This is a genomic window from Aquimarina besae (genome assembly GCF_042434905.1).
GTDB lineage: Bacteria > Bacteroidota > Bacteroidia > Flavobacteriales > Flavobacteriaceae > Aquimarina.
The window spans coordinates 2592146-2608138 of the sequence record NZ_CP170199.1 but is presented as its reverse complement, the minus strand read 5'-3'; the positions used below and the strand labels follow the sequence as shown (position 1 = coordinate 2608138).

Genomic DNA, 15993 nt, shown 5'->3' with positions numbered 1-15993 from the left:
CATCTTATTTTAAAAATGCAAAACTATGAAAAAGGAGTTCACAGCAAAGAAAATACAATATTATCCTTTTCTTTAATTAATACTATTTGAACAAAAAATATTATGAACTGTCTTTCTTCAATTAAACAAGTCTTTAAATAATATAATTTCACTATATTTTACTATCCATTTTATCCTTTAAAAATCATAAATCCAAATACTAGTTGAATCCTTATCATACAACCTTCAAGACATACAATAAAATAGCCTCATTATACGAAAAAGTATTTATGGAGTTAGATCTATATAATGATACGTATGATAATTTTTGTAATGAACTGATAGATGAGAATCCAAAAATTTTAGAAATAGGTTGTGGACCCGGTAATATCATAAAACATATAATATCCAAAAGACCTGACAGCATAATTTTTGGGATTGATATTGCGCCGAATATGATTGCATTAGCAAAAAAAAACAATCCATCCGCTAACTTCGAAATAATGGATGGAAGGGAAATAAACACATTAAATTCTAGTTTTGATGGTATTATCTGCGGTTTTTATCTTCCTTATTTATCAAAATCGGATCGGTTTAATTTGATTAAAAATTGTGCAAATCTATTAAATAACAACGGTGTTTTATACATTAGCTTTGTGGCAGGTAATTATAAAAATTCTGGTTATCGAACTGGTAGTACCGGAGATCAGGTATACTTTTACTACCATAACTTAGATGATACTAAAAAGGAATTAATCGAACATCATTTTAGCATTCTTTATATCATTCATAAAAACTATCAGAGAAAAGACGGCAGCATAGAAATCCATACGATAATTATCGCCAGGCGAAAAGCTTAATGAAAAATATTGCGTATTTAATTTATGTATTCAATGAAGAATCTATGATCAATTACTTGATAAATTTCCTAGATTCACGAAAAAAGGGAAAATAAAGGTGTGTACCTTCGTTTAGAGATATGTGTTCTCTCGGATAATAAAGCCGGTGAAATTAGAATTAGATTCTCTAAAGAAGTTCAAAAACAATGTATAGAAGAGTTTCCCCACTACCTTATATTAACCTTATAATGCAGTTGTCAAAGGATTTACTTTAATTCCTGCATCTATATTAGATGATTTGAATACTTGAGCGGCATAGCTAGATACAACCTTCTTCCTACACTATGCAATCTTAACGGATTAAAGAAGAATAGTTTCAATTTCTACAATAGATAATTTTCACCAAAGAAGCATCACTGGCAACTGTCAAATATTTACTATAAGGGAAAAACACCCTTTTACAACCGGTTGTAAAACTACACATAAACGGTGTTTTACTTATTGATTAACAAACACTTACACCATAAATTTGCCCCCAGAAGGTACTTCCGGAACACCTGAGTAAATGAAATACATACTTTTAAAACCTTTAATTATGAAAAAATCAATTTTTAAAACGCTAGCAATTGCCTTTACCATTGGAATTGCGTTGGTTGCGTGTGAAAACAAAGAAGAAGAATTACAAGATGAGACTCTTCAAAAGGTAAACGAAACACCGACAGAAGATGCAGTCTATCCGACAGAAGTTAGCGAAACATCTCTAGAGGTAGCAAAAATTCAAAAAGACGGTCATGAATATCGTTTTATTGCCATTGGTGAAAATGACGATATGGTGGTTATTGAGAAATTATACGGTAATGCGGAAAAAAGTAATGAAGACAGTAGTCTAGGGGAAGATTTAACTCCATTTGACATTTTTATTTCTTTAACTGACACCAAGCTTCCGGTACCTGAGCGTATTGCAAAAACTGCAGAAGGATCAGCATTAGCGAACTCAGGAAGACAGATTAATGAATCCTTAGCTCCCATAGAAATTTTGGATCCTAATTATACGGATACCGGGATTCAAAAAGCATGTTATGATGTAGGTTCTACTGGATTTAGAAATTCATATTGCGGTGGAACACCAGTAGTATCGACTCCTACAGACATTAGATTCTGTGATAATGGATTATGGTATTCTAATACTCGTAATTCTTACTACGGAGGATCATGGAGAGAACGTGACGATGTATACACTTGGACCAATGTAGTATGCGGATTGACCAGAGTTCAGTTCTATGCTTGGAAAAGCAGCGGTATATGGCCATTTAATAGTTACTCTTGGCAATTGCAATATCAGGTTGACTTCACCAATGGAATCTGGTATGCATATTACTACACTTCTGATTATACAGAAAGAGAAGTAAGAAGAACAAGACCAACTAACAGTGGTTCTTTTAGAGCCTACACTAGATTCTTCTAGAAGATCATATTACACAAAATCATATAACCCATAACATCATTGATAATGTTATGGGTTTATTTATATTATATATTTCAGATTTAAAAAAGATTTATAACTGTTAACTCTTCCAAAGAATAGATTCTTATTATTTTAGTAACATATCAATAAAAATAAGGTCAAAGCACATGTTTTACAGTAATTCAATTATATGGATATTTTGTTTTTCGATATGCTTTAGTATATCAGGATATTCTCAAAATAAACTCGAAAAAGAATTCCGAATTAACATTTCTGAAGTACCGCAGTTAGCTAAAGAATTTATGAAGCAAGGACCTTTCGATAAAAAGATTAAATGGTATACAGAAGAAAGCCAGAATGGTAAAAGCATTGAAGCAAAAACATGCTACGATAGTAAAAAATATAGTATAGAATTCGATACAGATGGAAAACTTCAAGATATGGAGCAGAAAATCGCTTTTGTATCTATTTCTAGCAGTTTACAAACAAAAATAAAAAGATCGTTAGATAGTGTTTTTATCAAACATAAAATCAAAAAAACTCAAAAGCAATGGGTGGGTTCTCCATCAACTCTTATTTCTTTACTTTATCGAAAAAACACAACCGAATCATACAATATTAACTATGAACTCATTGTAAGAGGAAAGAAAAACAAAAGGTATGAATATTATGAATTGCTATTTGATCATAAAGGAGTTCTACTACAAATTCTGAAAATCGTAAATGATAATACCGATAATCTTCTATACTAAATGAAAAAAGGGATTAGCACTTTAATATTAGTATGTTTATACAATATATATTTTTACCAGTTAAGGGCTCAAACTTCTTTTACCTCTGGATTATTACCAAAGGTTGTTGTATCAAACAAATTGTCTAATACTATCAAATTAGTGAATAGTTTAGAGTCTCGCCAACAGTTATGGGAACACCAACCTGATCAAAATTTCTCCTATGATTACTTACTAACTGATCTTACAACGATCTTATCTTATAAAATATCTTCAGACAAGGTTTTTAATGTTGGATATTTATTAAGATTAGAAGAAAATCAACTTATTCACCGTTCTATAATTCAGTATTCTATAGCTCGTCAATTAGAATCTATGAGAGTAGCGCATCGTTTTGTAACAGATCAAACCTTTAGCAGTAAAGAATCTCCAGAATTCAGGCTACGGTATCGGATTACTATAGAAGTCCCATTTAACGGCTATCGAGTGGATCCGGGAGAATTTTACCTCAAAGTAAATAATGAATATTTAGGAGCCTATCAAAGTACGAATACAGATTTAGAAATAAGGATCATTCCATTTATCGGATACGAACTTAACCAGAAGAGTAAAATTGAAATAGGGCCAGACTATCGCATTAGTCAATTATTCGAATCTAAAACAAAAAATCGACTTTGGCTAAGCATCAATTACTATTATGCAATAGACTGGACCAAACCTATTCAAAATGAAAATTAAACCAGAGTTATATTTCAAAAACGATAAAGAATGGCGTCAATGGCTTCATAAGAACCACAATGCGAGTGATGGGGTTTATTTGATTTTTTATAAAGTTGAAAGCAAACAACAAAGTATGCGTTGGGAAGAAGCCGTGAAAGTAGCGCTTTGTTATGGTTGGATAGACTCAACAGTTAAAAAATTAGATGAAGAACGGCGAAGACAATATTTCTGCCCACGTAAACCAAAAAGTGTTTGGAGTAAATTAAATAAAACCTATATCATCGATCTTATTGATAACAATCTGATGCACGAAAGTGGTTTGAAATCAATTTCCATTGCAAAAGAAAATAGATCCTGGACAGCTTTAGATGATGTTGAAAATGGGGTAATCCCAGATGACCTTCAAAAAGCCTTTACTAAAAATCAATTAGCATATAGTAACTATCAAAATTTTAGTAAAGGGTATAGAAAGAGCTATTTATATTGGTTAAACCAGGCAAAACGACAAGAAACAAGGGATAAAAGAATTAAGGAAATTATCAGACTCTGTGAAGCTAATATAAAAAACCGTGATAACGGGAGATAATATAACTAACCAGTATAAGGAAAAGTCTCGAGAAATTCTTAAGATTTGAAAAAACTCACTTACCCACCAATTAAAGGACTCACTTAACAACACTTTAAGACATTTTGTTATCGAATTCATTATTTTCGATTTAGATAAATCGAATATCATGCACAAACACATCATCACTACCCTATTCCTAGGAGTATTTCTAGTATTCAATGCTCAAGCACAAAAAGATAAAAAAGACGAAAAAAAAGAAGAGAAATGGGATGTTTCCAATCCAACAGGAGCATTTAATTATAAAGACCACTCTTTCACAACCGATGAAGGAACCTGGATGAATCTAGATGTCAGTCCAGACGGAAAAACTATCGTTTTTGATCTTATGGGAGATATTTACAGTATTCCGATTTCTGGTGGAAAAGCAAAAGTTTTACGCTCAGGAATTCCTTTTGAAGTACAACCACGTTTTAGTCCGGACGGAACAAAAATCTCTTTTACAAGTGATGCCGGTGGCGGAGACAATATTTGGGTAATGAATACGGATGGTAGTGATCCTAAACAAATTACCAAAGAAAACTTTAGGTTATTAAACAATGCTGTCTGGATCCCTGATGGTAATTATCTGATCGCTAGAAAACATTTTACCTCTCAGCGCTCTTTAGGAGCCGGAGAAATGTGGCAGTATCATATTACAGGAGGTTCAGGAATACAATTAACTAAAAGAAAAAATGATCAACAAGATGTAAACGAGCCTAGTATCTCTCCAGATGGAAAGTATATGTATTACAGTGAAGATATGTATCCAGGTGGTTTTTTTCAATATAACAAAGATCCAAACAAACAAATCTATGTTATCAAGAGATATGATTTTAACACTGGAGAAACGACTACTGTCACAGGAGGACCAGGTGGTGCTGCCAGACCGCAGGTATCAAGAGATGGTAAAAAACTAGCTTTTGTAAAACGAGTTCGCACGAAGTCAGTATTATACATTCATGACCTGGAAACAGGAGAAGAATGGCCTGTATACGACCAATTAAATAAAGACCAACAAGAAGCCTGGGCCATTTTTGGCGTGTATCCTAATTTTAGTTGGATGCCTAATAATAATGAAATTATATTCTGGTCTGCAGGAAAGATTCATAAAATTAATACTGACAATTCTAACGTTACCAACATCCCATTTACTGTAGATGCTACTTTAAAAATAGCAGAGACCGTACATTTTGATGCTCCGGTAGCGCCAAAAGAATTTGCTGCTAAAGTAATTCGTCATACAGTTACTTCCCCAGATGGAAAAACGATAGTGTTTAGTGCTCTTGGAAATCTTTGGAGTAAAAAGCTTCCTAAAGGCAAACCACAACGCCTTACTACACAGAATTCAGATTTTGAGTTCGAACCAACCTTCTCTCCGGATGGTCAACATATAGTATATGTAACCTGGAATGATGAAACCCTTGGGGCAGTTTGCAAAATACCTGCTGCAGGTGGAACTCCTACCAAATTAACCGTAGAAAAAGGAATCTATAGAACACCTGTATACAATCCTTCAGGTAATTTAATCACTTATCGAAAAGAAGGAGGAAATAATGACCAAGGAAGAAGTTTTGATAAAAAAACCGGAATATATACGATGTCTTCTTCTGGAACTAATCAAAAACTAATTTTAAAAGAAGGTGAATACCCGACTTTTACTAAAGATGGAAAACGTATTTTCTATCAAACCGGAGGGACTTATTTTGGTAATCTTACCAAAGAACTAAATTCAGTTGACCTAAACGGTAAAGATAAAAAGACACACGTAAAATCAAAATACGCTAACAGACTCGTACCAAGTCCGGATAACAAATGGATTGCCTTTACGCATCTTCACAAAGCCTATATTGCTCCTTTGATGATAAACGGCCAAACAGTCGATTTGGATAATAAATCCAAATCAGTACCTGTATCACAATTATCCAAAGATGCAGGAATCAATTTACATTGGTCTAAAGACAGTAAAAAAGTCTTCTGGACTTTAGGGGATGAATATTTTTCTAATGAGATTAAAGATCGATTTACTTTCTTACCTAATTCCCCTGAAAAAGTAGAAGAAGTTACATCTAAAGGTATCAGTATTGATTTAGTCACAAAAACAGATACACCATATGGTAAAATCGCTTTCACCAATGCTCGTATCATTACGATGGAAGGTGATCAAGTTATTGAAGAAGGAACCATTATAATCAACGGAAATACGATTGAAAAAATTGGCAATACAAATGAAGTGCAGGTTCCTGGTGATGCCAAAGTATTTGATGTAAAGGGTAAAACAATAATGCCAGGAATTGTAGATGCGCATGCACACGTTGGAGCATTTAGATATGGATTAAACACCCAGAAGCATTGGCAATTATACGCTAATCTCGCTTTTGGAGTTACCACCGCTCACGATCCATCTGCCAATACGGAAACCGTATTTAGTATTTCAGAACTTATTAAAAGTGGAAAAATGGTAGGACCTCGCCTCTACTCTACCGGTTTCATATTATATGGTGCCGATGGTGATTTTAAAGCTGTCGTAAACAATCTAGAAGATGCCAGATCTTCTATCAGACGAACAAAAGCTTTTGGAGCAAAATCCGTAAAAAGCTATAACCAACCTCGTAGAGATCAAAGACAACAAGTAATGCAAGCGGCTCGCGAGTTAGGAATTAACGTGGTTCCGGAAGGTGGTTCTACTTTTTATCATAACATGACGATGATTATGGATGGTCACACAGGTATAGAACATAACATACCTGTGGCACCGGTTTATAAAGATGTACACGAATTATGGAAGACTAGTAAAACCGGATACACGCCTACCTTAATTGTAAATTACGGAGGAATGAATGGAGAATATTTCTTCTACCAAAAAGATAATGTGTGGCAAAATGAAAAGCTATTAAAATATACACCAAGAGCGATTATAGATGCCAGATCTCGTCATAGAACGATGATACCTGAAGAAGAATATGAAAACGGACATATTTTGGTTTCTAAAACAGCTACAAATTTAACCAACAAAGGAGTTAAAGTTAATCTAGGCGCACACGGTCAGCTACAGGGTCTTGGAGCGCATTGGGAATTATGGATGCTTCAACAAGGTGGTATGACTAATATGCAAGCATTACAAGCGGCAACAATCAATGGTGCTAACTATATTGGTGCAGGAAATGATATTGGCTCCCTCAAAGAAGGAAAATTAGCCGATTTGATTGTCCTTGATAAAAATCCGCTAGACGATATTCGAAATACTGAAACCGTAAAGTATGCGATGGTAAATGGTAGATTATATGATACCGACACGATGAATGAAATCGGCAATACTACTAAAGAAAGAACCAAATTCTGGTGGGAAAATTCTAAATCTAATACTGCTTTTCCTTGGCACGAAGCATCTCAAAGTTTTATGAAACCTGGCTGTGGATGCCATTTAGGTCATAATTAATAGTAGATAGAAAATTCAAAAGAAATAATTATGCAATTAGCACAAGTAAATATTGCTGAAATGTTAGCTCCGATTAACGATCCGATTATGGCCGATTTTGTAAACAATCTGGATCGTATTAATGAACTGGCAGAACAAAGTAACGGTTTTGTATGGAGACTGAAAGACGAAGAAGGAAATGCAACAGCTATTACAGTATTCGACAATCTTTTTTTAATCATCAATATGTCTGTTTGGGAAAGTATGGATGCACTATTTAATTTTACTTACAAATCGGATCACGTAGAAATCCTAAAACGTAAAAAAGAATGGTTTCACCAAATGCCGAGAATGCACATGGCGTTTTGGTATCTAGAAAATGGTCATAAACCCAGTCCAGAAGAAGCTAAGGAACGTTTGTATTACTTACAGGAACACGGTGAAACTCCCTATGCTTTTTCATTTAAAAGTAAATTCACAATAGATGATGCAATTAATTACCAAAAGGGATAACATCTTAGTATTCATTTTTTTATTCTTTAGTATTTTAAGTTGTTCCGAAAAGAAAAAGGTGCAGTATGATATTGTGATTTCTAATGTCAACGTAATCCAAATTGAAGATGGAAATCTTTCAACAAAAACAGTATACATCAATGATGGAACGATCGTAAAACTTGAAACAATAGATAGTATTGAGAATTATACTACTGAGAATAGAATTGATGGTACCGGCAAATTTTTACTTCCGGGATTTTGGGATAACCATATTCATCTTAGAGGCGGAGATTCTTTAATTGAAGCAAATAAAAATCTACTACCTCTGTTTATTGCTAACGGAATCACAACGGTAAGAGATGCAGGAGGAGATCTTACTAATGAAATTTTAAGATGGAGAAAAGAAATAGAAAATAACAGCCTTATAGGCCCAACTATCTACACATCTGGTCCTAAACTGGACGGAGCAAATGCAACTTGGGCTGGCTCTTTAGTTGTAGAATCACCTGGAGACGTCAAAAAAGCGTTAGATTCTCTTGAAAAAATCCCTTCTGATTTTGTAAAAATATATGACAGTAGAATTTCTAGAGAAAACTATTTAGAAGTTTTAAAACAGGCAACAGAAAGAGAAATGATATCTTCTGGACATATGCCATTTACGGTGGAACTAAAAGAAGCATTAGACGCTGGAATAGGTGCGATCGAACATCTATACTATATTCTTAAAGGATGTTCTGTCAGAGAATCTGAAATTACACACGCCATTATCAATAAAGAGCTTAGTTTTTGGAATGCTATGGATGATTTGATCAAGTCATATGATACTACTGCAGCTCACAAAACATTTGAAAATTTAAAAAACACCAATACTTATGTAGTTCCAACACTGCATATTGGTACTATATTAAGTTATCTTGATGAAGTAGATCATAGCAACGACCCTTATCTAAAAATAATAGGTGAAGGAATTATTAAAACCTATGATGGACGCATCAAACGGGCACTCACAGCATCTGATGAAGCTAAAAAATCTAGAAAAGAACTTAATGCCTTTTTTAAAATCCTTACAAAGGATCTGCAAGATGCTGATGTTCAACTTTTGGCCGGATCAGATAGTGGTTCATATAATTCATATGTTTATCCTGGTATTTCGTTGCATAAAGAACTTGAGGCTCTTGTTTCTGTTGGTTTGTCTCCGATACAAGCAATTCGAACCTCGGCATATAATGGATCTAAATTCTTAAAAAAAGATAAAATCACAGGTACAATTGAAATCGGAAAAGTATCAGATCTTGTTATTCTAAATAGTAATCCATTACAAAATATTAAATATACACGTGATATTTATAGGGTTATCAAAGGAAATAAAATTTATGACCCTCAAGAGATTACAAAACAATACAATTGCTCAAATTGTTTTATTTTTAAAAATTGATGTTTTCCAGATTTATTAAATTCTTAACGCCAAATTATGAATGCCATTATTAAAATTAAACCACTAGATTTTATCTGGGAAACAAGGGATCCTTTTTTATTTTGTGCATATCACGAAGATCAATACCCTAAAGGAAATGAGAAATTAGGTCCCGATGCTTCACTGGCAGGAAGAAATATTGGAAAAGATTTTACTCCCAAGGATGGATGGAGAATGTATCACGGAACCACGGTTCCCGGTTTTCCTGCGCATCCGCATCGTGGTTTTGAAACGGTTACTATTGTACAAAAAGGCTTGGTAGATCATTGGGATTCATTGGGAGCTGCTGGTCGTTTTGGGAATGGTGATGTCCAATGGATGACCGCCGGAAAAGGTGTTCAGCATTCAGAAATGTTTCCTCTTTTAAACACTGAGGAAGAAAATCCTTTTTTATTATTCCAGATTTGGCTCAATCTTCCAAAAAGTAAGAAAATGGTCGAGCCTCATTTTAAAATGCTTTGGAGTGAGGAAATTCCGATTATAAATAAAATTGATGTTAATGGTAATACTTTGGAGATCAAGCTAATTTCCGGAAATCTAGAAGAAAAAACAGCTGTTGATCCGGCTCCTGATTCCTGGGCGGCAAATCCAGACAATGAAGTAGCCATTTGGACAATCAAAATGGCTCCAAACGCCGAATATACATTTCCAAATGCTTCTAAAGGAGTGAATCGTTCTATTTACTTTTTTAAAGGAAATGAAATACAAAGTGAAGGATATACAATTCCGGTAAATCACGAATTAATAACACAAGCCGAAAAAGAGTTAACTATAAAAAATGGAGATACCGAGTCTCATTTTTTACTTTTGCAAGGCAAACCTATAAACGAACCTGTGGCAAAACAGGGACCTTTCGTGATGAATAATCAGCAAGAAATTAGAGAAGCCATCCTAGAATATCAACAGACTCAATTTGGCGGATGGCCTTGGCCCAGTTATGATTATACGCACGACAAAAACAAAGGTCGTTTTGCACTCTATCCGGACGGATCAGAAATTTCTAAAGACATTTAAAACTTTAACAAACAACACATTACACCTATTCAGTATAAGGTTTTAAAACGTTCCTCTTTTAAAACTATTATTAAAACACTATCTTTATTTATGGGATCAAAAAAATCAGGTGTTTAAATGATGTATTCGTATGGTAAAAAAACTACGCTGTTTATTCCCTTTCTTTTTGACACTTCTCTTCGCAGGCTCCTGTTCGAAATCATTAGTATTAAGTGACGCTGAAAAAGAATGGTTATCGCAAAATGATAGTATTACCGTTGCCATCTATCCCTATTATCCTCCATATCAATTTATCAATGAACAAGGCGAAGCTGATGGTGTTTTTATTGAATACTTAGAACTAATCGAGCAAAAAATCAACTATAAATTTATAAGAAAACAATATAATCATTGGCCAAAGCTCATTGAAGATGCGAAAGCTAATAACATCGGTTTGATCCTTGAAATTCAAAGAACACAAAAGAGAAAAGCTTATTTAAAGTTCTATCCTCCTCTATTTGAATCACAGCACGTTATTGTTACAAGAAAGGATGCCACATTTGGAAACACCCTAAATAGTTTGGAAGGTAAGATATTAGTACTTCCCGAAAATTATGGAATAACCGAAACTTTAAGTTACGAATACCCAAATTTCAAAATTGTAACACTACGAGATGAACTCGAGTGTTTAACCGAGTTGGATTCTGGTAAATATGATGCCTATGTCGGTCCCAGAGCTGTAGCGAATCATTTCATTAGATCCAAAAAATTAGATAATCTAAAAATAAGATCGGGTATTAGTTATAATTATAAACCAGGTATAGCCATCAACAAAACTAATACCGTGTTGGATGGTATTATTTCTAAAGCGTTGGGGAGTATAACAAAAGAAGAAAGAGAATCTACATTAGACAATTGGTTATATCAGAATGTAGTTCCGTTTTATCAAACCTCAAGATTTTGGATCATCGTATCTTTGATTTCTTTACTAGCCTTTATAATAGGAGCAGTTTTCAATTCGTACCTAAAATATAAGATACAGCAGAAAAGAGAAGAACTTATTATTGCAAGAGACATAGCAGAAGAAAGTAATCGCTTAAAAACAAATTTTATAAATAATATCCCACAAGAAATTCGGACTCCAATGAACGGGATTATAGGACTTTCAGAATTTTTAAATGAAGAAGATTTAAGTCCGGAAGAAAGGCAAAAATATGCCCAAATGATTATCGGAAACAGTAAAGAACTACTATCGATAATTGACAATATTTTGGAGATATCTCAATTGCAAACTAAAAGATTCACTCTTAGACTCGTTGAGATAAATCTTAGTGACGTGTTCAAATTATTGGTCACCAATTATGAAGCCAAGGCTGCAGAAAAGAATCTTAGCTTTTACATTGAAAGTAACTTGACCAACTCCCAGAGTCGGGTACTTATGGATCGCCCTAAACTAAACAAAATACTAAACGCATTTATCGATAATGCTGTAAAACATACACAAGACGGTGCCATCACCATCTCATACAGGATAAAAGACGACTTTTTACTTATTTCAGTAAAAGACACTGGTATTGGTATGAGCGAAAAAAATCAAAATAAAATAAAGAAAAGTTTAGCTTCTACTTCCGAAAATATTGTTGGAGGATATGATGGAATAGGACTGGGATTAACTATTGCGAAAAAGAATGCTGATTTTATTGGAGGCAAGATCACAATGGAAAGCCAAGAAAACAAAGGCACCACTTTTACCTTACAAGTACCTTACAATCCTGTTTTAAAAAACAAAGACGATGCAAATGATAGCACAGACAAAAATCTTTCAAAAAAAGAGAAACATATCATCTTAATTGCCGAAGATGGAGAAACCAACTTTTTGTTTCTTAAAACCATTCTCACAAAAATGAATGATTACGATTTTACTATTTACAGAGCAAAAAATGGCCAGGAAGCGGTAACAATCTGTCAAGAAAATGAAAATATAGATTTGGTTTTGATGGATATAAAAATGCCGGTAATGAATGGATATGATGCAACTTCATACATCAAAAAAATGAGGCCTGATTTGCCAGTAATCGCACAAACGGCATATTCTATAGAAGAAGATGTACAGAAAGCTCTGGATGCCGGTTGTGATGATTTTGTCTCAAAACCGGTAGACAGAAAAATTCTTCGACCTATGCTCAATAAATATTTTCCTATTTTTAAAAATAGAAATAAGCCCAATTCTAAATAACATATGCTTAACCAAATCAAATGTGCTTTTGTATTGATCTGTTTAATTACAGGCATAACCTCGTGTTCTGATACTACTATTCTAAACACATCTGAAAAACAATGGCTTCAGGAACAGGAAGCTATTAATGTGGCAGTATATCCTTATTATCCACCGTATCAATTCTTAAATAAAAATGATAGTATTGACGGAATTTTGGTAGATCATTTGGGTTTAATAGAAAATAAAATCGATTATACTTTTCGAAAAGTATATTACACTAGTTGGACACAATTATTAGAGGACACTAAAAATAAAAAAATAGATATTGTCCTGGAAATGCAAAAAACAAAAGAAAGACAAAATTATCTGAATTTCTATACTGAGTTTTTTGAAACGCCATTTGTTTTAGTTGTTAGAAAGGATTACGATTCAACTTTCAATTTAAACGATTTCAAAAACCAAACGGTTTCTGCTCCCGAAGGGTACTCAATTGACGATTATCTTCAAAAAACATACCCTGATTTGAACATTAAAAATTATCCTGATGATATTAGCTGTTTGCGCAGTGTTCAAGAAGGATCATCTGACGCTTTTGTAGGAGGCAAAGCGTTGGTAAATTATTTAATAAAATCTGAAGGACTAAATAATTTAAAAGTTGCAACAGAAATTAATTACGACTATGTTCCGAGTATGGCGGTTCGCAAAGAAAACAAAACACTAAATACTATTATCTCCAAAGCAACTCGCAGTGTTTCCGATAAAGAAAAACAAGAAATTTTAAATAATTGGTTATTTAAAACCGTACAACCCTTTTATAAAAAAGCAAAATTCTGGATCATATCATCTATAATTGTATTTGCTGCTTTTGCCAGTATTGTTTTGATTCAATTTTATTTGAAATTTAAAATAAAACAGAAAACCAGAGAACTTCAGGTTGCAAAAGACAAAGCAGAAGAGAGCAATAGGATCAAAACCAATTTTATTCAAAATATATCTCATGAAATTAGAACACCCATGAACGGAATTATGGGGTTTTCAGAATTACTTAAATCTGATTCTTTAACTCCTGAAGAGCGAAAAGAGTATACCGAGATTATCATTAATAGTGGTAAAGATCTTATTACTTCAGTTGACGATATTTTAGAAATTTCGGCTCTGGAAACGAAGCAAAGTACATTGCGTTTTACAGAAACAAACGTACATAAACTTCTAACAGAACTGGAATCAGAATATTATCAAAGGGCCAGCAATAAGAATTTAGCTTTACACTTTGAAAACAAAATCCCAGAAGAGAAAAGCACCATAATTACGGATAAAACCAAGTTACATAAAATACTGAGCAACTTAATTGATAACGGTATAAAATTCAGCAATACTGGTTCGGTGGCAATCTTTTCTTATCTTGTAGACGATTTTATTCATATATCTGTGAAGGATACAGGAATAGGAATTAAACAAAAGGATCAGGACATCATTTTTAAAAGTTTCTCTCAATCAGAAAAAGAAATTTCTAAAAACTTTGGTGGTCTTGGTTTAGGCTTGGCCATAGCCAAAAAATATACAGATTTGATCGGAGGAAACATTTCCTTTGTTAGTAAAGAAAATGAAGGAAGTACCTTTTTATTAAAAATTCCATATACCGAAATGCAAGAAAACCCAGAATCGCCTACTGACCTGCAAGAATCCTCTAAAAAAGAGAAACACGTAGTCCTGATTGCCGAAGACGGTGAAATTAATTATTTATTTTTGAAAACTGTGTTAACCAAAATGGCTGACTTCGAGTTTGTTATTTATCGAGCAGAAAATGGTAAAGAAGCAGTAGACATTTGCACAGGTAATGAAAAAATAGATTTAGTTTTGATGGATATAAAAATGCCTATTATGGATGGGTATGATGCCACCAGGCGTATTAAAAAACTAAGACCCAATTTACCGGTGGTAGCACAAACCGCGTATTCTACGGAAGAAGATATCGAGAAAGCATTAGCAGCTGGTTGTGATGATTTTTTGGCCAAACCAGTAGACCGAAAGATACTAAGACCTATTTTGGATAAATACTTTTCCATCTTCGGAAATCAGTAAATACCCATGTCTGTCAATCATCAATATGCAGGCTTTTTAGATAGCAATTTACTTTGGAATCATTCTTCGCTTTTTCAGCTGCCCCAGTTTAAACCAAAAGATTTCTATCCAATTACTAACTGTAATATATCCATTGATATTCCGGAAAATGAAGTATTGGGAAAAAGGATTGAACATTTTTTTAATTATTTTCTACAGAATAATAAAAACTATCGGGTACTTTTAAATAACCTTCAAATATTTAAAGACAAAATCACTATAGGAGAGTTGGATTTTTTAATAAAAGACCTGACCCAAAATAACATACTACACGTAGAATTGATTTATAAGTTTTATTTGTACGATCCACATCTAAGTGACAAATCAATAGAAAGATGGATCGGTCCAAACCGAAAAGACAGTTTGTTGGAAAAAGTGATTAAACTAAAAGAAAAACAATTACCACTACTCTATCGGACTGAAACAATCGATTATTTGAAAGAACTAGGTATCGATCCCAGTGCTATTTTACAAAACGTATGTTTTTTTGGAAATCTATTCGTTCCACTCCCCTATTTAAACCAAAACTTACCATTATTGAATAATGATTGTATTGTAGGATATTGGATTCGAGAAGAAGACTTTAATTTAAAAAAATATGGTTTAGAGTTATTCTATATTCCTGAAAAAAAGGATTGGATAGTACATCCAAAACATCATACAACCTGGTTTACGTTCGAACAAATCTCAAAACAGCTACAACAACATCTTGCTCATAAAAAATCTCCACTACTTTGGATTAAAAGTACCGGAGATTCTTTTTCTAAATGTTTTGTTGTTTGGTGGTGACTTCGAGTTAATAGTTGTTTGTTTTTAGTTGATAGAAAGAATATAATCATTTGTCAATATCATTAAACCAATAAGACTGATAAATCCATAATGCATTAAAACTTAATAATGACGACAAAAATAAAGCGAACTGAATATTAATTCAGG

The 15993-nt window shown here is 33.4% G+C and carries 12 protein-coding genes; all 12 read left to right on the top strand.

The features are described from left to right. The first annotated feature begins 269 nt into the window (after positions 1–269). Entirely contained in the window at positions 270–839 is a 570-nt protein-coding gene (locus ACE94K_RS11415; RefSeq protein WP_378172073.1) for a class I SAM-dependent methyltransferase, read from the top strand. A 574-nt stretch (positions 840–1413) separates the two neighbouring features. Continuing rightward, entirely contained in the window at positions 1414–2283 is an 870-nt protein-coding gene (locus tag ACE94K_RS11410) for a hypothetical protein (RefSeq protein ID WP_378172070.1), read from the top strand. Positions 2284–2450: 167 nt separating this feature from the next. Next, on the top strand, positions 2451–3035 hold the full coding sequence (locus ACE94K_RS11405; protein WP_378172067.1) for a hypothetical protein: 585 nt from the start codon (positions 2451–2453) through the stop codon (positions 3033–3035). After that, positions 3036–3752, top strand: a complete 717-nt coding sequence (locus ACE94K_RS11400) for a DUF2490 domain-containing protein (RefSeq protein ID WP_378172065.1) — start codon at positions 3036–3038, stop codon at positions 3750–3752. It begins immediately after the preceding gene. Next, positions 3742–4320: a YdeI family protein gene (locus ACE94K_RS11395; protein ID WP_378172062.1), complete on the top strand. Its 579-nt coding sequence runs from the start codon at positions 3742–3744 to the stop codon at positions 4318–4320. Before ACE94K_RS11400 ends, ACE94K_RS11395 begins: the two co-directional genes overlap by 11 nt. Before the next feature lie 148 nt (positions 4321–4468). Next, the gene (locus ACE94K_RS11390; protein ID WP_378172059.1) at positions 4469–7777 is read left to right on the top strand and encodes an amidohydrolase family protein; all 3309 of its coding nucleotides are present in this window, start codon (positions 4469–4471) and stop codon (positions 7775–7777) included. Positions 7778–7807: 30 nt separating this feature from the next. Next, positions 7808–8269: a DUF3291 domain-containing protein gene (locus tag ACE94K_RS11385; RefSeq protein ID WP_378172056.1), complete on the top strand. Its 462-nt coding sequence runs from the start codon at positions 7808–7810 to the stop codon at positions 8267–8269. Then, positions 8241–9686: an amidohydrolase family protein gene (locus tag ACE94K_RS11380; RefSeq protein WP_378172053.1), complete on the top strand. Its 1446-nt coding sequence runs from the start codon at positions 8241–8243 to the stop codon at positions 9684–9686. Before ACE94K_RS11385 ends, ACE94K_RS11380 begins: the two co-directional genes overlap by 29 nt. A gap of 36 nt (positions 9687–9722) precedes the next feature. Next, positions 9723–10739, top strand: a complete 1017-nt coding sequence (locus ACE94K_RS11375) for a pirin family protein (protein ID WP_378172051.1) — start codon at positions 9723–9725, stop codon at positions 10737–10739. A gap of 130 nt (positions 10740–10869) precedes the next feature. Next, positions 10870–12954, top strand: a complete 2085-nt coding sequence (locus ACE94K_RS11370; RefSeq protein ID WP_378172048.1) for a response regulator — start codon at positions 10870–10872, stop codon at positions 12952–12954. A gap of 3 nt (positions 12955–12957) precedes the next feature. Further along, the gene (locus ACE94K_RS11365) at positions 12958–15018 is read left to right on the top strand and encodes a response regulator (protein WP_378172045.1); all 2061 of its coding nucleotides are present in this window, start codon (positions 12958–12960) and stop codon (positions 15016–15018) included. A 6-nt stretch (positions 15019–15024) separates the two neighbouring features. Beyond that, positions 15025–15846, top strand: coding sequence for a DUF1853 family protein (locus ACE94K_RS11360; RefSeq protein WP_378172043.1), 822 nt, complete (start codon positions 15025–15027; stop codon positions 15844–15846). Positions 15847–15993: the final 147 nt, after the last annotated feature.